Origin of the sequence: Rhodopseudomonas sp. BR0G17, from assembly GCF_010907025.1 — a bacterium.
GTDB classification, from domain to species: domain Bacteria; phylum Pseudomonadota; class Alphaproteobacteria; order Rhizobiales; family Xanthobacteraceae; genus Rhodopseudomonas; species Rhodopseudomonas palustris_H.
Genome location: NZ_QUML01000033.1, coordinates 16146 through 36542, shown reverse-complemented (window position 1 = coordinate 36542; position 20397 = coordinate 16146). Strand labels below are relative to the sequence as shown.

General features: G+C 66.8%; 21 protein-coding genes. 11 read left to right on the top strand and 10 right to left on the bottom strand.

From position 1 onward, the window contains the following. Nucleotides 1–197: 197 nt before the first annotated feature. The 6 genes from lspA (at nucleotide 198) to mutL (ending at nucleotide 7078) form a co-directional block, all read left to right on the top strand. On the top strand, nucleotides 198–692 hold the full coding sequence (gene lspA / locus DY467_RS20815; RefSeq protein WP_164638680.1) for a signal peptidase II: 495 nt from the start codon (nucleotides 198–200) through the stop codon (nucleotides 690–692). A gap of 81 nt (nucleotides 693–773) precedes the next feature. Continuing rightward, nucleotides 774–1499, top strand: coding sequence for a hypothetical protein (locus DY467_RS20810; RefSeq protein WP_164638678.1), 726 nt, complete (start codon nucleotides 774–776; stop codon nucleotides 1497–1499). 169 nt (nucleotides 1500–1668) lie between these two features. Continuing rightward, on the top strand, nucleotides 1669–3060 hold the full coding sequence (locus DY467_RS20805) for a M16 family metallopeptidase (protein WP_164638676.1): 1392 nt from the start codon (nucleotides 1669–1671) through the stop codon (nucleotides 3058–3060). Nucleotides 3061–3104: 44 nt separating this feature from the next. After that, nucleotides 3105–4487 carry a M16 family metallopeptidase gene (locus DY467_RS20800; protein ID WP_349627671.1) on the top strand — a complete coding sequence of 461 codons (1383 nt, stop codon included), beginning with the start codon at nucleotides 3105–3107 and terminating at the stop codon, nucleotides 4485–4487. 150 nt (nucleotides 4488–4637) lie between these two features. Further along, complete coding sequence (arfB, locus tag DY467_RS20795; protein ID WP_107345946.1) at nucleotides 4638–5057, top strand: alternative ribosome rescue aminoacyl-tRNA hydrolase ArfB; 420 nt, start codon at nucleotides 4638–4640, stop codon at nucleotides 5055–5057. Between the two features lie 233 nt (nucleotides 5058–5290). Next, nucleotides 5291–7078 carry a DNA mismatch repair endonuclease MutL gene (mutL, locus tag DY467_RS20790; RefSeq protein ID WP_164638672.1) on the top strand — a complete coding sequence of 596 codons (1788 nt, stop codon included), beginning with the start codon at nucleotides 5291–5293 and terminating at the stop codon, nucleotides 7076–7078. A gap of 267 nt (nucleotides 7079–7345) precedes the next feature. Here the strand turns inward: mutL and DY467_RS20785 are convergent, their stop codons facing one another. Beyond that, nucleotides 7346–8458: a branched-chain amino acid aminotransferase gene (locus DY467_RS20785; protein WP_164638670.1), complete on the bottom strand. Its 1113-nt coding sequence runs from the start codon at nucleotides 8456–8458 to the stop codon at nucleotides 7346–7348. 283 nt (nucleotides 8459–8741) lie between these two features. Between DY467_RS20785 and DY467_RS20780 the strand changes: the two genes are divergently transcribed. The 3 genes from DY467_RS20780 to DY467_RS20770 all read left to right on the top strand — a co-directional run bounded on the left by DY467_RS20780 (nucleotide 8742) and on the right by DY467_RS20770 (nucleotide 11556). Further along, nucleotides 8742–9287 carry a MarR family winged helix-turn-helix transcriptional regulator gene (locus tag DY467_RS20780; protein WP_164574107.1) on the top strand — a complete coding sequence of 182 codons (546 nt, stop codon included), beginning with the start codon at nucleotides 8742–8744 and terminating at the stop codon, nucleotides 9285–9287. Then, the gene (locus DY467_RS20775) at nucleotides 9284–10006 is read left to right on the top strand and encodes a response regulator (RefSeq protein ID WP_107345942.1); all 723 of its coding nucleotides are present in this window, start codon (nucleotides 9284–9286) and stop codon (nucleotides 10004–10006) included. The genes DY467_RS20780 and DY467_RS20775 overlap by 4 nt, the downstream gene beginning before the upstream one ends. Before the next feature lie 161 nt (nucleotides 10007–10167). Then, nucleotides 10168–11556, top strand: coding sequence for an ATP-binding protein (locus DY467_RS20770; RefSeq protein ID WP_164638667.1), 1389 nt, complete (start codon nucleotides 10168–10170; stop codon nucleotides 11554–11556). Between the two features lie 285 nt (nucleotides 11557–11841). Here the strand turns inward: DY467_RS20770 and proC are convergent, their stop codons facing one another. The 3 genes from proC to DY467_RS20755 all read right to left on the bottom strand — a co-directional run bounded on the left by proC (nucleotide 11842) and on the right by DY467_RS20755 (nucleotide 13697). Next, complete coding sequence (gene proC, locus DY467_RS20765) at nucleotides 11842–12675, bottom strand: pyrroline-5-carboxylate reductase (protein WP_502706450.1); 834 nt, start codon at nucleotides 12673–12675, stop codon at nucleotides 11842–11844. A 96-nt stretch (nucleotides 12676–12771) separates the two neighbouring features. Next, entirely contained in the window at nucleotides 12772–13200 is a 429-nt protein-coding gene (locus tag DY467_RS20760) for a GNAT family N-acetyltransferase (RefSeq protein WP_164638664.1), read from the bottom strand. Then, entirely contained in the window at nucleotides 13197–13697 is a 501-nt protein-coding gene (locus DY467_RS20755) for a type III secretion system chaperone family protein (RefSeq protein ID WP_107345938.1), read from the bottom strand. The genes DY467_RS20760 and DY467_RS20755 overlap by 4 nt, the downstream gene beginning before the upstream one ends. A 354-nt stretch (nucleotides 13698–14051) precedes the next feature. Here DY467_RS20755 and DY467_RS20750 point away from each other — a divergent pair, with 354 nt between their 5' ends. Continuing rightward, nucleotides 14052–14585, top strand: coding sequence for a 6,7-dimethyl-8-ribityllumazine synthase (locus DY467_RS20750; protein WP_107345937.1), 534 nt, complete (start codon nucleotides 14052–14054; stop codon nucleotides 14583–14585). Nucleotides 14586–14866: 281 nt separating this feature from the next. On the opposite strand, the gene DY467_RS20745 is transcribed toward DY467_RS20750, so the two are convergent. The 6 genes from DY467_RS20745 to DY467_RS20720 all read right to left on the bottom strand — a co-directional run bounded on the left by DY467_RS20745 (nucleotide 14867) and on the right by DY467_RS20720 (nucleotide 19839). Beyond that, nucleotides 14867–15820: a ribose-phosphate pyrophosphokinase gene (locus tag DY467_RS20745; RefSeq protein ID WP_107345936.1), complete on the bottom strand. Its 954-nt coding sequence runs from the start codon at nucleotides 15818–15820 to the stop codon at nucleotides 14867–14869. A 168-nt stretch (nucleotides 15821–15988) separates the two neighbouring features. Then, nucleotides 15989–16591 (bottom strand): hypothetical protein, encoded by a 603-nt coding sequence (locus tag DY467_RS20740; protein ID WP_164638663.1) that lies wholly within the window; start codon nucleotides 16589–16591, stop codon nucleotides 15989–15991. Between the two features lie 232 nt (nucleotides 16592–16823). Beyond that, on the bottom strand, nucleotides 16824–17597 hold the full coding sequence (gene pgeF / locus DY467_RS20735) for a peptidoglycan editing factor PgeF (RefSeq protein ID WP_164638662.1): 774 nt from the start codon (nucleotides 17595–17597) through the stop codon (nucleotides 16824–16826). Further along, nucleotides 17594–18733, bottom strand: a complete 1140-nt coding sequence (locus DY467_RS20730; RefSeq protein ID WP_164571679.1) for a class I SAM-dependent methyltransferase — start codon at nucleotides 18731–18733, stop codon at nucleotides 17594–17596. The genes pgeF and DY467_RS20730 overlap by 4 nt, the downstream gene beginning before the upstream one ends. Then, the gene (gene lgt / locus DY467_RS20725) at nucleotides 18730–19593 is read right to left on the bottom strand and encodes a prolipoprotein diacylglyceryl transferase (RefSeq protein ID WP_164638661.1); all 864 of its coding nucleotides are present in this window, start codon (nucleotides 19591–19593) and stop codon (nucleotides 18730–18732) included. The genes DY467_RS20730 and lgt overlap by 4 nt, the downstream gene beginning before the upstream one ends. A 12-nt stretch (nucleotides 19594–19605) precedes the next feature. Beyond that, complete coding sequence (locus DY467_RS20720; RefSeq protein ID WP_107356894.1) at nucleotides 19606–19839, bottom strand: hypothetical protein; 234 nt, start codon at nucleotides 19837–19839, stop codon at nucleotides 19606–19608. On the opposite strand from DY467_RS20720, the gene DY467_RS20715 reads away from it, so the two are divergent. Continuing rightward, on the top strand, nucleotides 19838–20116 hold the full coding sequence (locus tag DY467_RS20715) for an accessory factor UbiK family protein (protein WP_011159891.1): 279 nt from the start codon (nucleotides 19838–19840) through the stop codon (nucleotides 20114–20116). The two genes, DY467_RS20720 and DY467_RS20715, sit on opposite strands and share 2 nt — an antisense overlap. Nucleotides 20117–20397: the final 281 nt, after the last annotated feature.

The window sequence follows — 20397 nt, the reverse complement described above, 5'->3', positions numbered from 1 at the left end:
GGCGTGACACGCGCACCGGCCCCTCATGGTGAGGAGCGCGCCCTCGGGCGCGCGTCTCGAACCATGAGGTGGCGTGGCCCTCATCCTTCGAGACGCGGCGAAGACGCCGCTCCTCAGGATGAGGGGGCCGTGCCGGTGGTTCCTTCGCCGTCATCGCCGAGCATGACGACGCCTCGTTTTGGGATGGGCGCTGCATCATGACCCCCGTCCGCCTCGGCGTTCTCGCCGCCATCGTCGCGCTGGCGCTCGACCAGGCCAGCAAGCTTTGGCTGCTGCACGGGTTCGAGCTGGCGCGGAAGGGCGTGGTGCAGGTGCTTCCGTTCTTCGATCTGGTGCTCGCCTGGAACACCGGGATTTCCTACGGCTGGTTCTCCGGCCAGGGGCCGACCGGGCAGATGCTGATGCTGGCGTTCAAAGTGGTGGCCGTGGTGGCGCTGGCGATCTGGATGGCGCGCTCCACCACCAAACTTGCGACGATCGGTCTCGGTCTGATCATCGGCGGGGCGATCGGCAATGCGATCGACCGGCTGGCCTATGGCGCGGTGGTCGATTTTGCCCTGCTTCACGCCGAAATTGGCGGCAAAACCTACAACTGGTACGTGTTCAACATCGCCGACGTGGCGATTGTTGTCGGGGTGGCAGCCCTGCTGTATGACTCCCTGATAGGGCTACCCGCCGCAAAAGCGCCCTGATCCCGGCCGATACCGACCGCGCGGAATTGGGCCTGCTTCCGGGTTGCGGCCCGATCGCAAGACGTGAATAGGATCAACGCCATGCGCCAGACCGACAGCCGCCTTCCGAAGACGGGAACGTCCACCGCCGCGCTGCTCCGCACCGCCCGGGTCGCCGCCGTTGCCCTCGGGGTCGGCATGGTGCTGACGGTCGGAATCGCCCGCGCCCAGGACCAGGAAGAGGCGGACGACTCCACCTTCGAGGAAAAGATCATCAAGGGCCTGATGTCCGGCATCGGCGCCACCAACATGGACAATTCCGGCATCAATTATCGCGAGCGCTCGCCGCTGGTGGTGCCGCCGAAGCTCGAACTGCCGCCGCCGGAAACCGCCGCGGCCGCCGCGCCGGCGCCGAACTGGCCGAAGGACGCCGACCTGCAGCGCCGCAAGGAAATCAAAGCGGCCGAAGCCAAGGCCAAGCCGAATCCGTGGGAATCGGCCCAGCCGCTGACGCCGTCGCAGCTCAAATCGGTCCGCGCCGACGCCGCCAAGGGCGGCAACGATCCGATGCAGCCCGGCAACCAGCAGAACAATCCGATGTTGAGCCCCTCGCAGCTCGGCTTCAACGGCTCGTTGTGGGGCGTGCTCGGCGGAGGCAGCAAGACCGAAACCGCGACCTTCACCGGCGAGCCGACCCGCGAGAACCTGACCCAGCCGCCGTCCGGCTACCAGACGCCGTCGCCGAACTTCGCCTACGGCACCGGACCGAAGGAAGCGCTCGGCAGCAAGCGAATGGACATCATGTCGGGCAAAGAAACCAGCAATTGAGCCTGGTTGCCGTCTGTCCTCGTTCACCCCGGCTCGCCGCATCGCGCGGCATTCCCATCTCTCGTTCTGTCGAACAGCGTGCGCGTCAGCGCCGCTGCCGACGGTTTGCGCCTTGTTCTTCGGACAGGCGCTCGGCCTGATCCGTCCTCCAGCCTGGATGATGCCTGATATGACCGCATCCGCCGCTCCGCGCCGCCGCCCGCTCGCCGCGCTCGCCGTCCTTGCCGCCGTGGTGGTCGGGACGCCTGCCGCCGCGCAGACCGTCACCGCCGCGCCGCCCGCGACCTTCACGCTGCAGAACGGCCTTCGGGTGGTGGTGATCCCGGATCACCGCACGCCGGTGGTCACGCAGATGATCTGGTACAAGGTCGGCTCCGCCGACGAGACGCCCGGCAAATCGGGATTGGCGCATTTCCTCGAACATCTGATGTTCAAGGGCACCGAGAAGCATCCGGCCGGCGAGTTCTCGCAGACCGTGCTGAAGATCGGCGGCAACGAGAATGCGTTCACCTCCTACGACTTCACCGGCTACTTCCAGCGCGTGCCGAAGTCCCACCTCGAACAGATGATGACGTTCGAGGCCGACCGCATGACCGGCCTGGTGCTGAAGGACGAGAACGTGCTGCCGGAGCGCGACGTCGTGCTCGAAGAGTACAACATGCGGGTCGCCAACGATCCGGATGCGCGGCTCACCGAGCAGATCATGGCGGCGCTGTATCTCAACCATCCCTACGGCCGGCCGGTGATCGGCTGGCATCAGGAGATCGCCAAGCTCGATCGCGAGGATGCCCTGGCGTTCTATCGCCGGTTCTACGCGCCCAACAACGCCACGCTGGTGATCGCCGGCGACATCGAGGCCGATGAGGTCCGCCCGCTGGCCGAGCGGATCTATGGAACGATCCCGGCGCAGCCGGCGATCCCGCCGCAGCGTATCCGCCCGCAGGAGCCGACACCGGCGGGGCCGCGCACGGTGACGCTCGCTGATCCGCGCGTCGAACAGCCGGCGGTGCGGCGCTATTATTTGGTGCCGTCGGCCCACACCGGCGCCAAGGGCGACAGCGCTGCGCTGGAAGTGCTGGCGCAACTGCTCGGCCACGGCAGCAATTCGTATCTGTACCGCGCGCTGGTGATCGACAATCCGCTGGCGATCACGGTGGGCGCCAACTACCAGGGCAATGCGCTCGACGACAGCTACTTCATCGTCGCCGGCACGCCGAAGCCGGGTGTCGATTTTGCGGCGATCGAGAAGAAGATCGACGAAGTGATCGCCGATGTCGTCGCCAATCCGGTTCGCTCCGAGGATCTGGAGCGCGTCAAGACCCAGCTGATCGCCGCCGCGGTCTATGCGCAGGACAATCAGGCGACGCTGGCGCGCTGGTACGGTCAGGCGCTGACCACCGGCCTCAGCGTCCAGGACGTGCAGAGCTGGCCCGACCGCATCCGTGCCGTTACGTCCGATGATGTGCGTGCCGCCGCCAAGCAGTGGCTCGACCGCAATCGCTCGGCGACCGGCTATCTGGTCACCGGACCCGCCGCCAAGCAGGAGGAGAAGCGCTCGTGAGCATCGATCTGTTGTCCGCGCGGCGCCTGACCGCTGCTCTCGTCGTGACCCGCGCCGGCTTTGCCAAGCAATTCGCGCTTGCCGCCTGCGTCGGCCTGGCGGTCGCTTTGTCCGCGGTGCCGTCTCATGCGGCCGCCAAGATCCAGCGGCTGGTGACACCCGGCGGTCTGGTCGCGTGGTTCGTGCAGGATGCCACCGTGCCGCTGATCTCGATGGAGTATTCGTTCGACGGCGGCGCCAGCCAGGATCCGGCCGACAAGCCGGGCGTCGGCCACATGGTCGCCAACCTGCTCGACGAAGGCTCCGGCGACATGGATTCGGCGACGTTCCATGAGCGGCTGGATCGCCGCGCCATCCAACTGTCCTACTCGGTGACCCGCGATTACTTCCGCGGCTCGCTGCGGATGCTGAAGGACGACCGCAACGAAGCGTTCGGTCTGTTGCACACCTCGATGACCCAGGCGCGGTTCGAGCCGAAGGACGTCGAGCGGATTCGCGCGCAGCTGTTGTCGACGCTGCGCCGTCAGGCGCTCGATCCGAACAACCTCGCCAGCCGCAAGTTTCTTGAAGTTGCGTTCGGCGATCACCCCTATGGCCGACCTTCAACCGGGACGCCGGAGAGTCTGCCCAAGGTCACCATCGAGGACATGAAGGGCTATGTCGGCCGGGTGCTGGCGAAGGACACGCTGAAGATCGCTGTGGTCGGCGACGTCGATGCCGCTACGCTGGCCAAGCTGCTCGACGACACCTTCGGTAGCCTGCCGGCCAAGGCGCAGCTCACGCCGGTGCCGGACGTCGTCGCCGCCAAACCGCCGCAGCGGACCAACGTCACGCTCGACGTGCCGCAGACCGTGGTGATGTTCGGCGGACCGGGCATCAAGCGCGACGATCAGGATTTCATGGCCGCCTATGTGGTCAATCACATCCTCGGCGGCGGTTCGCTGTCGTCGCGGCTGTATCGCGAAGTGCGCGAGAAGCGCGGGCTCGCCTATTCGATCTACGAGCAGCTGCTGTGGATGCAGCATTCGGCGCTGTTCATCGGCTCGACCGGCACCCGCGCCGACCGCGCCACCGAGACGATCGACGCCATCACCGCCGAGGTGAAGCGGATCGGCGAGCAGGGGCCGAGCGAGCAGGAGCTTGCCGAGGCGAAGTCCTACATCAACGGCTCGCAGATGCTGTCGCTCGACACCTCGGCCAAGCTGGCGCAGGCGCTGCTGCAGTATCAGAACGACGGCCTGCCGATCGATTACATCGACAAGCGCAGCGAAGTGGTCAACGCGGTGACGCTGGCAGATGCCAAGCGCGTCGCGCAGCGGCTGTGGTCGAACGGTCTGCTCACCGTGGTGGTCGGCCGCCAGCCCCAGGCTGCAGCCCAACCGGCCGTCAAACCGGCCGGCGCTCCGCCGGTGCCGCGGGCGAATTAGCACCACGCTCAGACTCGCATTCGCCGCGACCTCTCTCCGAGCACGACTGAACCTCTCCCCGCCGGCGGGGAGAGGGGGCGCAAGCGGCTCGACCGTGCTAAACAGCAGGCCGCCGTGCGGTCCGCGCGGCATCAACCGCTTTGGTGCCCCATGCTGCGGATCAGCCGCAACCTCGTGATCGAGGACGACGACATCGAGATCAGCTTCATCCGCGCCTCCGGGCCGGGCGGGCAGAACGTCAACAAGCTGTCGACCGCGGCCCAGCTTCGGTTCGACACTGCCAAGATCGCGTTGCCAGAGGATGCCGCCGCGCGGCTGGTCGGGCTCGCCGGCCAGCGCATGACCAAGGACGGCGTCATCGTCATCCGCGCCGACCGCTTCCGCACCCAGGAGCGCAACCGCGCCGATGCGCTGGAGCGGCTCGAAGAATTGCTGAAGGCTTCGCTGGTGCGCCCGATCCCGCGCCGCGCCACCCGGCCGACGCTGGGCTCGAAGAAGCGCCGCCTCGAAGGCAAGAAGCGCCGCGGCGACATCAAGGCCGGGCGGAGCGGCAAGAGCTTCGATGATTGAGTCCCTTTACCCTCCCCTGGAGGGGGAGGGTCGCTCGCTTTAGCGAGCGGGGTGGGGTGGCGAAGAGTTCATCCGCCGCGCCCGCGGCTCACCCCACCCCGTCACGCACTCCGCTTCGCGGACCGCGTGCCGACCCTCCCCCTCCAGGGGAGGGTGAAGAGAGCTCTGGTTTGCCGCCGCATCGCCATCCGCACCAAGGTCGCTTAAACTTCAGGTCCACAAAGAGTCGCCGTATGCCCGTCCGCCAACTTCCCGAAACCATCGTCAACCGCATCGCCGCCGGCGAGGTGGTGGAGCGGCCGGCGAGCGTGGTGAAGGAGCTGGTCGAGAATGCGATCGATGCCGGCGCCAGCCGGATCGACATCTTTTCGGACGGCGGCGGGCGGCGGAAGATCGTCATCGCCGACGATGGCTCCGGCATGACGGCAGCCGATCTCGCACTCGCGGTCGATCGTCACGCCACCTCCAAGCTCGATGACGAGGACCTGCTGCAGATCCGCACCCTCGGGTTTCGCGGCGAAGCGCTGCCGTCGATCGGGGCGGTGGCTCGGCTGTCGATCACCACGCGCCATGCAACCGAGCCGCACGCCTGGAGCCTGCGGGTCGAAGGCGGTGACAAGACCCCGATCGCGCCGGCCGCGCTAACGCAGGGGACCCGCGTCGAAGTCGCCGATCTGTTCTTTGCAACGCCGGCGCGGCTGAAGTTTCTCAAGACTGATCGCACCGAGGCCGAAGCGATCCGCGAAGTGGTGCGGCGGCTGGCGATGGCGCGGCCGGACGTGGCCTTCACGCTGGCCGGCGAAGAGCGCGCGCCGGTGACCTGGGCGGCGGCGCTGCCGGGCGCGCCGGGGCAACTGATCCGGCTCGGCGACATTCTCGGCGCCGAGTTTCGCGCCAACGCCATCGAAGTCCGCGCCGAGCGCGAGGGCGTGATCGTCGAAGGCTTCGCGGCGGCGCCGTCGCTGACCAAAGCCAATGCGCTCGGGCAGTATCTGTTCGTCAACGGCCGCCCGGTGCGCGACAAGCTGATCTTAGGGGCGGTGCGCGCCGCCTATTCGGACTACTTGCCGCGCGACCGCCATCCGGTGGTGGCGCTGTTCGTGACGCTGGATGCGCGCGAGGTCGACGCCAACGTCCATCCGGCCAAGACCGAGGTGCGGTTCCGCAACTCCGGTCTGGTCCGCGCGCTGATAGTGCACGCGCTGAAGGATGGCTTGGCACGCGAAGGCCGGCGCACCGCGGCCAACAGCGCCAGCAGCGTGATCTCGACATTTCGTCCTGCCTCGATGCCGCCGGCGAATTGGGACTGGCGTTCGTCGCCGTCCTACCCGGTCGGCGGCAGTGCGGCGCCGTCGTTTGCCGAGCGTACGCAGGCGGCGTTCGATGTCGGCGCGCCGAGCGCCGACATTCGTCCGACCGAGGTGACGCCGGATCTGCTCGACCGGCCGCTCGGTGCTGCGCGCACGCAGATCCACGAGACCTACATCGTGTCGCAGACCCGCGACGGTTTGATCGTGATCGATCAGCACGCCGCGCACGAGCGGATCGTCTATGAGCGGCTCAAAGCTTCGCTCGACGCCAACGGCGTGCAACGCCAGATCCTGCTGATCCCCGACATCGTCGAGATGGACGAGGCGACGGTTGAGCGCCTGGTCGCGCGGGCCGAGGAGCTGGCGAAGTTCGGCCTGGTCATCGAGAGCTTCGGCCCCGGCGCAGTTGCGGTGCGCGAAACGCCGTCGCTGCTCGGCAAGACCAATGCGTCAGGCCTGCTGCGCGATCTCGCCGAGCACATGGCCGAATGGGACGAAGCGCTGCCGCTGGAGCGCCGCCTGATGCACGTCGCCGCCACCATGGCCTGCCACGGCTCGGTCCGCGCCGGGCGCGTGCTCAAGCCCGAAGAGATGAACGCACTGCTGCGTGAGATGGAAGCGACGCCGAACTCCGGCCAATGCAACCACGGCCGCCCGACCTATGTCGAACTGACGCTGGCCGATATCGAGAAGCTGTTCGGGCGGAGGTAGTTGGGCGTCGACGCGTAGTGCGCGGCCGCGCCCCGAGCACGGCGCGCTCCCTCTCCCGCTTGCGGGAGAGGGCCGGGGTGAGGGCGCCCCAGGCAGTGAGCCAGCGATCCGTAGAGAGGAGTGCCCTCACCCGGATCGATGCGCGATCCGACCTCTCCCGCAAGCGGGAGAGGTTACGCTGCGGTCGGGTCTGAAGCTTGTTACCAAAGAGAGATTCCGGGTTCGCTGACTTCGTCAGCGCCCCGAAATAGCCCGTCGAGAGGTGGCTCAGATCACCTTGCGGATCCAGCCGTGCTTGTCCGGCGTGCGGCCGTATTGGATGTCGACGAGCTGCTTGCGCAGGCCCATCGCCACCTCGCCGGCCTGGCCGCCGTTGATGGTGAAGTCGCCGTGGTTTGAGCACACCTTGCCGATCGGCGAGATCACCGCGGCGGTGCCGCAGGCGAACGCTTCCTTGAGCTTGCCGGAGGCCGCGTCGGCGCGCCACTGATCGATCGTGTACGGCTCCTCGCGGACCACGCGGCCGGCGTCGCGCGCCAGCGTGATGATCGAGTCGCGGGTGATGCCGGGCAGGATGGTGCCGAGCGGCGGCGTCGACAGCGAGCCGTCGTCGAACACGAAGAACACGTTCATGCCGCCGAGCTCTTCGACGTAGCGGCGCTCGAGCGCATCGAGGAACACCACCTGGTCGCAGCCGCGCTCGATCGCCTCGGCCTGGGCGCGCAAGCTGGCCGCGTAGTTGCCGCCGCACTTGACGCCGCCGGTGCCGCCGACCGCCGCGCGGGTGTAGGTCTCCGACACCCAGATCGACACCGGGGCGGGGCCGCCCTTGAAGTACGAGCCGACCGGCGAGGCGATCACCGAGAAGATGTACTCCGCCGACGGCTTGACGCCGAGGAATACTTCGCTGGCGATCATGAACGGCCGCAGATACAGGCTGCCTTCGCCGCCCGGAATCCAGTTGCGGTCGATCTTCACCAGCTGCTCGATCGCCTCGATGAACACCTGCTCGGGCAGCTGCGCCATCGCCATGCGGTCGGCGCTGTCGCGGAAGCGGCGCGCATTGGCGTCGGGGCGGAACAGGTTCACGCCGCCGTCGTCGCGCTTATAGGCCTTGAGGCCTTCGAAGATTTCCTGCGCGTAGTGCAGCACGGCGTGGGCCGGATCGAGCGGGAAGTTCGAGCGCGCCTCGATGCGGGCGCCGTGCCAGCCGTGCGCCTGGTCAAAGCGGACGATCGCCATGTGGTCGGTGAAGACCCGGCCGAAGCCGAGGTTTTCCAGCTTCGCGTCGCGTTCCTTGTCGGGGGTCGGGGTCGCCGAAGGCTGGATGTCGAAGTTCAGCCAGAGCGAGCCGTCGATCTTATCGAACGAAACTCCCATCGATCTTCTCCTGGACCGGCGCGCCTGCGGGTGGCCGTGGTTGTCGCGGATCCGGCTGCGAAAGCCGGCCGCAAAAGTGGTTATCGGTCCCGGCGCATCGCCGGGAGATGTTTTGGCGGAATTGCCGAACTCCGCTAATGTTTCGGCCGAGCCGTCCGACCATCGCATGCAGGCCGCCGGGCAGCTTCCTTTATCGGACTGCACGGGCAGGGGTCGCAAGCGGAATAGTCGATTATTTCGTCTTGGTCGGCGGTTTTGTAACATAAAGACCTGATATGTCAACATGGCTGACATAAATTTCAACGAGATGGTCCGGCCGTCCGGCGAGCGCTCGCCGGCCGCCCCTGATCCGCATCCGCCGCGGTGGGACATCATCGAGCTGCTGTTCTTCGCCTATCGGGACTTCGTCGGTGACGCCGACCATGTGCTCGAAGCGTTCGGATTCGGCCGCGCCCACCACCGGGTGGTGCATTTCGTCTGCCGTTATCCCGGCCTGACGGTGGCCGATCTGCTCGACGTGCTGCGGATCACCAAACAGTCGCTCAGCCGGGTGCTGAAGCAGCTGCTGGACGAGGGCTACATCGTGCAGAAGGCCGGCGACAGCGACCGCCGCCAGCGCCTTCTTTTCGCCACCCCGAAGGGCGAGGCGCTGGTGGAGAAACTCGCCCGGCTGCAGACCGAGCGGATCGATCGCGCGCTGCGCGACCTCGCTCCCGGCGGCGCCGAGGCGGTCGCCAAATTCCTGCGCGCCATGATCGATCGGGACGATCCGGACAAGGTGCTCCAGACCATCCTGCACGGCGGCGCCACCGCAAAGGACGTGACGTGATCCAGCTCGCAGCACTGGCGAAGAAGCCGATCCGCCCCGCCGACGATGCGCCGCATCTGCTGCTGGTCGACGACGATCGCCGCATCCGCGATCTGCTGTCGCGGTTTCTCGCCTCCGAGGGCTATCGGGTGACCACCGCGCAGAGCGTGCGCGACGCCCGCGCCAAGCTCGCCGGCCTCGACTTCGATCTGTTGATCCTCGACGTGATGATGCCCGGCGAGACCGGCTTCGATCTCGCCCGCTCGATCCGCGAAACCTCGGACGTGCCGATTGTGATGCTCACCGCCCGGCACGAGGCGGAGAGCCGGATCGAAGGGCTGCAGATCGGTGCCGACGACTACGTCGCCAAGCCGTTCGAGCCGCGCGAACTGCTGCTGCGGATCGGCAATATTCTCAAGCGCACCGCGCCGGCGCCGGCCGCCAAGGCCGAGACGGTGGCATTCGGGCCTTACGTGTTTCACATCGAGCGCGGCGAACTGCGCCAGGGCGACGAGATCGTCCATTTGACCGACCGCGAGCGCGACATGCTGCGGATGCTGGCGGCGGCGCCCGGTGAGACGGTGCCGCGCGGCGATCTCAGCGGCGCCGGCAATGCCAATGAGCGCGCGGTCGACGTCCAGATCAACCGCCTGCGCCGCAAGATCGAGCGCGACCCCGCCAACCCGCTGTTCCTGCAAGCCGTCCGCGGCATCGGCTATCGCCTGGTGGCGGCGCCGTAGGGCCTGATTAGTTTGGTGATGAGCAGAGCTTTGCCCCAGGCACCGTGCAACCTCTCCCCGCAAGGGCGGGGCGAGGGAGCTCGCCATGCTGGGGGCGGGTGCGTTGCTTTCAGCATCGGCGCTGAACGGGACAGCGCTCGCGCATTTGGGCCGTCTTCGTCATGAGCACGCTCGACACCGGGCTGACGCTGATCCGCTCTGCCTATGGGCGGGTGTCGGCGGCCAATGGTTATCTGGGACAGCGCTTCAACGACTTCATGCCGAAGGGGCTGTATGCCCGCGCGCTGCTGATCATCATCGTGCCGATGGTGCTGCTGCAGTCGGTGATCGCCTTCGTGTTCATGGAGCGGCACTGGAACACGGTGACGCAGCGGCTGTCGGCGGCGGTGGTGCAGGACATCGCGACGCTGATCGACGTTTACAAGAGCTATCCGCAGGACAAGGACAAGGCGGTGCTGCGGCGGATCGCGCAGACCCGGCTTGGGCTCGTGGTCGATTTCCTCGGCCCCGGCGAAATGCCGCCGCCTGGTCCGAAGCCATTCTTCTCGCTGCTCGATCAATCGATCAGCAAGCAGATCAGTCGGCAGATCGCACGGCCGTTCTGGATCGATACTGTGGGCCGCTCCAGCCTGGTCGAAATCCGCATTCAGCTCGACGATGCGGTGATGCGGGTGTTTGCGCTGCGTAGCGCGGCCTACGCGTCGAACTCCGAGATCTTCCTGCTGTGGATGGTCGGCACGTCGACGGTGCTGCTGATCGTCGCGGTGCTGTTCCTGCGCAATCAGATCCGGCCGGTGCTACGGCTGGCGGATGCCGCCGAGAGCTTCGGCAAGGGCCGCGACGTGCCGAACTTCCGGCCGCGCGGCGCCCGCGAGGTGCGCCGCGCCGCCTATGCGTTCATCGAGATGAAGGCCCGTGTCGAGCGCTCGATCGAACAGCGCACCGCGATGCTCGCCGGCGTCAGCCACGACCTGCGCACGATCCTTACTCGTTTCAAGCTCGAACTCGAACTGATCGGCGATGCGCCCGAGACCGAAGGGATGCGCAAGGACGTCGATGAGATGTCGGCGATGCTGGAAGCGTATCTGGCCTTCGCGCGCGGCGACAGTGGCGAGCAGGCGCAGCCGACCGATATGGCGGCGGCCTTGGAGGAATTGCGCTCCGACGCCGAACGCCATGGCCACGTCGTCAGTGTCGCCTTCACCGGCCAGCCGGTGGTGACGGTGAAGCCGGCCTCATTCAAGCGCTGCCTCGCCAATCTGGTGTCGAACGCCGCCCGCCACGCTCATACCATCGCGATCACTGGCGCACGCGACCACCGCTATCTGACGGTGACGATCGACGACGACGGCCCCGGCATTCCGATGGCGATGCGCGAGGAAGTGTTCAAGCCGTTCCTGCGGCTCGACGACGCCCGCAACCAGGACGAAGGCGGCACCGGGCTGGGCCTCGCCATCGCCCGCGACATCGCCCGCTCGCATGGCGGCGACATCACCCTCGGCGACAGCCCGATGGGCGGCCTGCGCGCGACGGTGCGGGTGCCGGTGTAGGCCGAAGCGCTAACCCCACTCTCCGCCGTCATCACCCGCGTATGCGGGTGATCCAGTATTGCAGGGCGCCAGTTACTTATCATCAGCACACTGCAATACTGGGTCGCCCGGTCAAGCCGGGCGATGACGTGGGTGTGTGGGGCGACGCCGCCAACGGAAGATAGTCATCGCCGGGCTCGACCCGGCGATCCATCCTCTTCGTGAAATGTGCAGAGCATTATCTCGGCGCGCTTGCGCGCGCGATGGATGCGCGGGTCGAGCCCGCGCATGACGTCGGTATTCTACCTACTTCGCCAGTTCCTTCGACCGCTTGGTTGCTGCGGCGACCGCGCGGGTCAGCAGCGGGCGGAAGCCGTCCTCCGCCATCAGCACCTCGAGCGCGGCTGCGGTGGTGCCACCGGGGGAGGTGACGTTCTTGCGCAGCGTGGCGGCATCGAGGTCGGAGCGGTGTAGCAACTCGCCGGAGCCGGCGACGGTGGCGCGGGCAAGCGTTATCGCGAGGTCTTCGGGCAGGCCGGCTTCGACGCCGGCGCGCGCGAGTTCTTCGGCCAGCAGGAACACGTAGGCCGGGCCCGAGCCGGATACCGCCGTTACGGCATCGATCAGGGCTTCGTCGTCGACCCATTCGACGCCGCCGGTGGCGCGCAGCAGCGCATCGGCAATGCCGCGCTGCGCGGGGGTGACGCTAGAGGCCGCGACCGCGACGGTGATGCCGCGGCCGATCGCGGCCGGCGTATTCGGCATCGCGCGGACGACGTGGCCGCCGAGCTGCTCGGAGAGCGCTGCGATCGGCTTGCCGGCCATAATCGACACCACCAGGGTCGAGGGCCCGACATAGCCGCGCAGCGCCGCGGCGGCTTCGGCGAACATCTGCGGCTTCACCGCGACCACCAGCGTCGAGACCGCGCCGACATCGCTGGCAGATGCATTGAGGCGGACGCCGCGCGCGCTCAGCGCGGCGATTTCGTCGGTCGGATGCGGCTCGATCACCACGACGTCGCCGCCGTCCAACCCCTGCGCCAGCCAGCCGGTGAGCAGTGCGCCGCCCATCTTGCCGGCGCCGGCGAGAACCACCGTGCCGCCGAGCTGTTGCAGGGGAGATTGAGCAGAGCTGGTCATCGCAAACATCCATCCGCGCCGCGACGGCGGCGTGTTCCAGCCGGGTTTTATTGGATGCTCGAAGGGGTCACAAGCGCTGTGCCCCGCGCGTAGCGATCAGAAGGTCTTCATGAAGAACAGGCGCTGCGATCCGCGCGGGTGATCGGCGATGCGGCCGAACTCCTGATAGCCGTGCTTGCGGTAGAAGTCCGGCGCCTGAAACTGATAGGTATCGAGCCACACCCCGGCGCAGCCGCGGTCCTTGGCGATCTGCTCGGCGCGGCTCAGCAGCTCGGTGCCGAGCCCGCTGCGACGCGCCGTCTCCGGAACGGCAAGGAATTCGACGAACAGCCAGTCGTAAATGATCCGGCCCCACAGCCCGCCGGTGGTCTCGCCGGTGTCAGGGTCTTCGACCACGAGGCAGACTTGCTGAAAGCCCGATGGTCCGCCGGCCTTCTCATTGTGGGTAATCAGCGCGCGCAGGATCGCGGCGCGGTCGAGCTCGGAGGCGCCGTCGCGAACGACGATGCGCGGCGCCTGGATCACGCCTCGCCCTGAGTGTCGAACATCGCCGCGCTCATCGCTTCGGCGGCGGTCTTGCCGGCCCACACCGTGAACTGGATCGCCGGATAGTAACGTTCGCAGGCGTGGATCGCGCTGATCAGCATGGTCTCGCACTGCGCTTCGGTGGCGGCCAGCCCGCCCGGCAGAACCAGCGCCTGCCGGTACATCACGGTGCCGGTGTGATTCCACACGTCGAAATGTCCGACCCAGAGCTGTTCGTTGATCGCTGCGATCAGCCGCAGCGTTTCGTTGCGGCGCGCCGCCGGCACTTTCATGTCGAACGCGCAGGCCAGATGCAGCGCTTCGATCTCGTTCATCCAGGTGAACGACAGCGTGTAGTCGGTCCACTGGCCCTTGGCGACGATGGTGATTTCATCCTCGCCGGAACGCTCGAAGGCGAGGTCGTTCGATGCCGCGATGTCTTCGACGACCGCGAGCGGATTATTTCGTGAATCGATGATGCCTTCGAGCAAGGGCATGCCGTCTCGACCTTACGTTGGAATATGCTGATACGCATGAGGCAGGCCGGTACGCGCCTGTACCTGTGCTCGCGTCGGAAGGATTAGTCCGGACGAACCGAGGTTGCAGGGATGAAATGATGTGATTTGCGGAATCGGCGCAATCCCGGGCTTCGCCAATTCCACAACCAAAGAGTAACCCTCCACAGCGGAGCGAGCGGCGCGAGAACAAAACGGAATCGGATTCGCGTCAGCCGAGTCCGGGGCGCGGAATTCGCTCCACACGAGTCTTTCGCCGCATGGTCAACCTTTGATTCAGGGGCGGCCGCTGGTAGCCTGAGCCGACCTTCAGATGACAGCCCAGTGAGCCCACCGATGACCGAAACCGTGACCGATCCTGCCGAGACTGCGCCGCCGCCGGCCGAGCGGTCGTATCCGCGCTTCGCCAAGCCGCAGCGCGTCGCCTTCGTGCAGTCGTCGTGGCATCGCGACGTGGTCGCCGGTTGCTGGGAGTCGTTCGTGCGCGAGATCGTCGAGCGCGGCATCGTCGCCTCGCAGGTCGATCTGTTCGAAGTGCCGGGCTCGTTCGAGATTCCGCTGCACGTGCAGATGCTGGCGAAGACCCGGCGCTACACCGCGATCGTCGCGGCCGGCCTCGTGGTCGATGACGGTCTCACCGGCTTTGTTGCCCAGACGGTGATCCAGGCGCTGATGGACGTGCAGCTCAAGACCGAGGTGCCGGTGTTCTCCGCGGTGGCGACGCCGCACAGCTTCGAGCGCGGCGAGTCGAACACCGAGCACTTCCAGCGGCACTTCGCCGCCAAGGGCGCCGAAGTCGCCCACGCCTGTGCCGACACCCTGCTCAGCCTCGAACGCCTGCGCGGTCAGGTCGCGGCGGGGATCGTGTAGTTGAAGTAGGTCCTTCGACGCGCTTCCGAAAATAGACCTCTCGTTCGTCATTCTGGGGCGCGCGAAGCGCGAACCCGGAATCCATATTCCCTGTGTTCGTTAGTCGCGCACAGCCGTCGTCCCGCCGTGCTCCACAGCACCGGCGGTGGTTATGGATTCCGGGTTCGCGAGCTCTGCTCGCGCCCCGGAATGACACACAGAGAGGCAGCGCGATTGGGGCGCGCCCCCGAATGACAAAAGAGAGGCTGATTGCGTCGAGTGACGACGGAGGTCAGGGAAACTTAGTCGAACAGGCTCGACACCGACTCTTCCGCCGCGGTGCGGCCGATCGCTTCGGCGATCAGGGACGCGATGGTGATGGTGCGGATGTTCGGCGCCTTGCAGACGCCTTCGGTGGCCTGGATCGAGTCGGTGATCACCAGCTCTTTGAGCTTGGAGTTGCTGATGCGGGCGCAGGCGCCGCCGGACAGCACGCCGTGGGTGATGTAGGCGGAGACCGCGGTCGCGCCGTTCGCGAGCAACGCTTCGGCGGCGTTCACCAGCGTGCCGCCGGAGTCGACGATGTCGTCGAGCAGGATGCAGGTGTAGCCGGCGACGTCGCCGATCACGTTCATCACTTCGGACTCGCCGGCGCGCTCGCGGCGCTTGTCGATGATCGCCAGCGGGGTGTTGAGGCGCTTGGCGAGGCCGCGGGCGCGGACCACGCCGCCGACGTCGGGCGACACCACCATCACCTTCGACAGGTCGAAGCGCTCCTTGATGTCGCGCACCATCACCGGCGAGGCGTAGAGGTTGTCGGTCGGGATGTCGAAGAAGCCCTGGATCTGGCCGGCATGCAGGTCCAGCGTCATCACCCGGTCGACGCCGGCATGGGTGATCAGGTTGGCGACCAGCTTGGCCGAGATCGGCGAGCGCGAGCCGACCTTACGATCCTGGCGGGCGTAGCCGAAATACGGGATCACCGCGGTGATACGGCGCGCCGAGGCACGGCGCAGCGCGTCGGTGATGATCAGAAGTTCCATCAGGTGGTCGTTGGCCGGAAACGACGTCGACTGGATGATGAAGACGTCCGAGCCGCGGACGTTCTCCTGGATCTCGACGAAGACTTCGTTATCGGCGAAGCGGCGGACGCTCGCTTTGGTGAGCGGCATCTTCAGCCATTCGGCGATGTCGCGCGCCAGAGCCGGGTTGGAATTGCCGGCGACCAGTTTGACCGATCCGTTCTTGCCCGACATCGACGCGTCCCCCCTCGGCGCGGTGGATACTACGTTCAGCATATCGGTTGACTCGCGAAATCGGACTGTTTTGCGAGCGAGGTGATACCAGCCGGTCGCCAGCGATGGCAACCCGTTGTGACGGTTTTCCGGTGCGGATTCGACCTATGTAGCGTGCAATTGCAGCAATCAGCGTGCAGCGAAACTCAGGGCTGCAGAGGGCGCATCGCTGCTCGCGGCCGGTGCCGGCTCGGCGCTTGCGATCGCCGGGCCGCGCTCGGCCGGGGCTGCGGCGGGTGCAGTGTCGGCAGGTAACCCGCCGTTCACCAAGCCGCTCATCCCGGTGAAGCCGGCCTGCGCGATCCGGCGCAGCACGACGTCATCGGCCTGCTGCCAGGCATCGCGGCCGTTGCCGGCCGGTTCCTCGCCCGACAGCCGCAACGTGCGCTGCTGGTTGCGATCGTACACGTCCCACACCCAGGCGATATTGGTGCGGTTGCCGCGGACCTGTGCCGACAGATAGCTGCGGACGCGATATGCCGCGCCGCCTTCGCGCGACACCACCGGGATTTGGCGCAGCTTGGATTCGCTGTCGAGCACCGCGACCATGCGGTCGAACACCTGCGGCGGCGGGCCGTCGATGGATTCGAACGCGACGCCGCTGCCGCCAGCCGAGGCCATCGGGCCGGTGCCGCCTTGGGTGACGCAGCCGGCGAGGCCGGTCAGCAAAGTGAGCAGGAGGGCGGTGCGCGTGGTGCGCGTGGCGATCTGGCGGGGCAGGCGAGCCAACATGCAGGGTCCCGTCGAAAGCGCGGCGCAGCGGCCGCCGAACGACGGAAGCGATATCGTTAAAATGCATTAAGGTCTAGGGCGGGGCGAGTACCAGGTTAATCCTTTGCAGGCTGAAAAAATCAATTTCTCTAAAATTTTCAAAATATTAGATGGATCGGCGTCGCCTCGGGCGTAAACGAACGTGGTTAATTCCCGTTCATCTTTGGCAAGCTTCGGCGAGGCTTGGCCGGTCTCAGGCGTCCGGGTCGAGCACGATGGCGTGGACGTGGCGGCCGTAGTCCGGCTCGCTCCGATGGGTGGTGCGGCGATAGGAGAAGAACCGCTCGTCCGGATAAGTGTCGATGCCGAGGTCATCGATCATGCCGACGCCGGCGGCCTCGAGCCGCATCCGGATGAAGCCGCCGAGATCGAACATCGCGTGGCCGGGCCGCTCCGCTTCAGTGAAAAAGGCCGCATAGGCCGGGTTAGCCGCGGTGAAGCGGGCGACGAACTCGTCGCCGACTTCATAAGAAGGCTGCCGGATCAGTGGACCGATCGCCGCGACCACACGGCTGCGCTGGGCGCCGAGCCGCTCCATCTCGTCCAGCGTGGATTCCAGCACGCCGGTCAGCGCGCCCTTCCAGCCGGCATGGGCGGCGCCGATCACTTGCGCGGCTGGGTCGGCGAACAGGATCGGGCCGCAATCGGCCGTGGTGACGCCGATCGCCAGGCCCGGCGTGCGGGTGACGATGGCGTCCGCCTTCGGCCGGCTCGCCTGGTCCCACGGCGCTTCGGCGACGGCGACGTCCGGCGAGTGCACCTGATAGACGGTGAGGAAACGCTCCGGCGTGACGCCGAGCGCTTCCGCCATCCGCCGCCGGTTCTCGGCGACCTTGGCCGGATCGTCGTTGGAGCCGATGCCGCCGTTCAGTCCGGCATAGATGCCGTCCGACACACCGCCCTCGCGGGTGAAGAACGCATGGCGCAGGCCCGGCGCAGCGCCGAGCAGCGGCGAGGTAATGATCATCCGTGGGTCCCTTGCCGGCGCTCGGCTTCGCGGTCGGTGTCGTCGCTGAGCGCGACCAGCGTCTCGATCTTGGGATCGGACACTCCGATCACCTTGAACATCGAGCCCATCGCGCCGCGGCCTTCGCCGGTCAGGCGCTGCAGCGCGCCGGCGATGTCTTCGGACACCTGCGGCGTCGCCTTGGCCATCAGCGACAGCGCGCGCGTCTCGATGCCGAGCCGTTTCAGGAATGTGCCTTGCGTCACCGGGCCGTGGGCGCGGGCGCCGACGCTCTCGGCGGCGCGGCCGAGCGCATCGAAATCGACATGTGCGGTGAGGTCGGCGCGGCCGGGATGCTGCAGCGGATCGGCGTAGCTGTGGCTGGCGATCGCCTGGAAGGTGTCGCCGACGTCACTGCGCAGATGGCCGTAATCGATGATCAGCGCCGCACCACCCTGGTCACGCACTCGGCTGGCGATCTTCAGGATTTCGGTGTCGGGCCGCCATTCGAACACGGCGCCGGGCGGCGCCAGCCGCACCAGCGGCGGCAGCAATGCCTCGAAGCCGCGGATCGGATCGGCGGCGACGCCGAACACCAATTCGCCGGATGCGCCGATCTCGATCACCCGTTCGTGCCAGCCGGTTTCGCGCTTGATCGCCTGGTGGATCGGCAGCACGTCGAAATATTCGTTGGCGAGGATGACCGCAGGGCCTTCCGGCACGTCATCGAAGCTGTCGTGCCAGTGAATGTTGCGGATGCCGGCCAGCATGGTCTGCTGCTTCTGACGCAGCACCGGATTGATCTCGACCAGATGGATGCTGAGCGACTGGTACAGGACCGGCAGCACCCGCAGCGCGCGCAGCGCGTCCGCCATCATGGTGCCGCGGCCCGGGCCGATCTCGATCAGCCGCAGCGTCTCCGGCTCGTCGGCGGCCTTCCACACCGAAGCCGACCACAGCCCCAGCAGTTCGCCGAACATCTGGCTGATCTCGGGCGAGGTGGTGAAGTCGCCTTCGCGCCCGAGCGGGTCGCGGGTGACGTAATAACCGTGCTCGGGATGGCCGAGGCACAATTCCATATAGCGCCACACCGGCATCGGGCCGGCGGCCTTGATCAGCCGCTTGATCTCGGTGGCGAGCGCCGTCTGGTCGATCATGAGGCTGCCTCGCTGGAAGGTGTCGCCGCCGCCGCGGGCGTGACGCGCCCACGCCGCCACGTCGTGATCATCACCACGATGCCGACGATCACCATCGGCACCGACAGCAGCATGCCCATGGTCAGCCCGCCCCACAGGAAGCCGAGCTGCGGATCGGGCTCGCGGAAAAATTCGCCGGTGATGCGGGCAAGGCCATAGAAGGTGAGAAACGCACCGATGATCAGGCCCGGCCGCTTCAGGGCGCCGGCGCGGATCATCAGCGCCAGGATCACGAACAGGCCGATGCCTTCGAGTCCGGCTTCATAGAGCTGGCTCGGATGCCGCGGCAGCGGGCCGGCATTGGGAAACACCATCGCCCACGGCACCGAGGCGTCGGCCGGGCGGCCCCACAATTCGCCGTTGATGAAGTTGGCGATGCGACCGAGGAACAGCCCGATCGGGCCGACCGCGCAGGTGATGTCGCCGAGCGACAGGATCGGCACCTTGCGCTTCCACCCGAACAGCACGACCGCCAGCACGCAGCCCATGAAGCCGCCGTGGAACGACATGCCGCCTTTCCACAGCTCGAAGATCTCAGCCGGATGCCGGATGAAGAAGTCGAGATTGTAGAACAGCACGTAGCCGGTGCGGCCGCCGAGAATGATGCCGATGGTGATCCACAGGATGAAGTCGTCGAACGCTTCCAGCGAGATCGGCGACGGGCCGCCCCACAGCCGCTGTCGCTGCAGCAGCATCCGGGCATACAGCCAGCCGATGACGATGCCGGCAATGTAAGCCAGCGCGTACCAGCGGATCGCGAACGGACCGATCGCGACGGCCACCGGATCGAACACGGGAAAGGCGACGGCGAAGAATGGCATTGTTCGTTTGGCTTATCTCCAAAGCCCGCAACGGTACAGCGTCAATTGGCGCCGCGTGTCGTCCAGACCGATGCTTAAATCGACCTTGCGACGGGGGTGCGAACGTCGCAAGGAATGGCAAATCGGATCGGGCCGGCGCAGGTCCCGCCTGGCGGCCTTGAAGTAGGCCCGATCCATCGCCATTGTCACCGCCAATGCCCGTTTGGCTTGCAACCGCGCAAGACGCGCGACGGAGATCTCGACCATGACCCAGACCAACAACCGGCTTTTCGACGAGATCGGCCGCCTGATGAACGACGCTGCCGGTGCCGCCCAGGGCGTCAAGCGCGAGATCGACGGGGTGGTGCGCAGCCAAGCCGAGAAGATCCTGCGCGACCTCGATCTGGTGAAGCGCGAGGAGTTCGAGGCGTTCAAGGAAATGGTCCGCCTGACCCGCGAAGAGAACGAAGCCCTGAAGGCCCGGATCGCCGCGCTGGAAGCCCGCCAGGGTGGTGGCTCCGAGCCTCCGACCGCGCTGGCGTAAGGACGGCGGACAGTCGCCAATTTACCCTACCTGAGTCCCTCATGGTGAGGAGGCCGCGAAGCGGCCGTCTCGAACCATGAAGGCCGATGAGGTCAAGCTTACACCCGGGCGCATCCTTCGAGACGCCCGCCGCCGCCTTGCGGGCGGCGCCGGGCTCCTCAGGATGAGGCCGTGCTCCGAAGGCGCGATTTCCTTGTCATTTGCGGCCTTTGCGGCTAGAAACCGGCCACGTCCGCGGCCCCCGCACCCCTGGAGGCTTGCCGCGACGTGTGCAATGGGCC

Bases quoted from the DNA above. Each gene is read 5' to 3' on its own strand.
- lspA (WP_164638680.1), top strand. From the start codon at position 198: ATGACCCCCGTCCGCCTCGGCGTTCTCGCCGCCATCGTCGCGCTGGCG.
- DY467_RS20785 (WP_164638670.1), bottom strand. From the start codon at position 8,458: ATGGGAGTTTCGTTCGATAAGATCGACGGCTCGCTCTGGCTGAACTTC.
- pgeF (WP_164638662.1), bottom strand. From the start codon at position 17,597: ATGATCATTACCTCGCCGCTGCTCGGCGCTGCGCCGGGCCTGCGCCAT.
- DY467_RS20720 (WP_107356894.1), bottom strand. From the start codon at position 19,839: ATGGTCGAGATCTCCGTCGCGCGTCTTGCGCGGTTGCAAGCCAAACGG.
- DY467_RS20780 (WP_164574107.1), top strand. From the start codon at position 8,742: ATGGCTGACATAAATTTCAACGAGATGGTCCGGCCGTCCGGCGAGCGC.
- mutL (WP_164638672.1), top strand. From the start codon at position 5,291: ATGCCCGTCCGCCAACTTCCCGAAACCATCGTCAACCGCATCGCCGCC.
- DY467_RS20810 (WP_164638678.1), top strand. From the start codon at position 774: ATGCGCCAGACCGACAGCCGCCTTCCGAAGACGGGAACGTCCACCGCC.
- lgt (WP_164638661.1), bottom strand. From the start codon at position 19,593: ATGCCATTCTTCGCCGTCGCCTTTCCCGTGTTCGATCCGGTGGCCGTC.
- DY467_RS20715 (WP_011159891.1), top strand. From the start codon at position 19,838: ATGACCCAGACCAACAACCGGCTTTTCGACGAGATCGGCCGCCTGATG.
- DY467_RS20740 (WP_164638663.1), bottom strand. From the start codon at position 16,591: ATGTTGGCTCGCCTGCCCCGCCAGATCGCCACGCGCACCACGCGCACC.
- DY467_RS20770 (WP_164638667.1), top strand. From the start codon at position 10,168: ATGAGCACGCTCGACACCGGGCTGACGCTGATCCGCTCTGCCTATGGG.
- DY467_RS20805 (WP_164638676.1), top strand. From the start codon at position 1,669: ATGACCGCATCCGCCGCTCCGCGCCGCCGCCCGCTCGCCGCGCTCGCC.
- DY467_RS20755 (WP_107345938.1), bottom strand. From the start codon at position 13,697: ATGCCCTTGCTCGAAGGCATCATCGATTCACGAAATAATCCGCTCGCG.
- DY467_RS20750 (WP_107345937.1), top strand. From the start codon at position 14,052: ATGACCGAAACCGTGACCGATCCTGCCGAGACTGCGCCGCCGCCGGCC.
- arfB (WP_107345946.1), top strand. From the start codon at position 4,638: ATGCTGCGGATCAGCCGCAACCTCGTGATCGAGGACGACGACATCGAG.
- DY467_RS20730 (WP_164571679.1), bottom strand. From the start codon at position 18,733: ATGATCGACCAGACGGCGCTCGCCACCGAGATCAAGCGGCTGATCAAG.
- DY467_RS20745 (WP_107345936.1), bottom strand. From the start codon at position 15,820: ATGTCGGGCAAGAACGGATCGGTCAAACTGGTCGCCGGCAATTCCAAC.
- proC (WP_502706450.1), bottom strand. From the start codon at position 12,675: ATGACCAGCTCTGCTCAATCTCCCCTGCAACAGCTCGGCGGCACGGTG.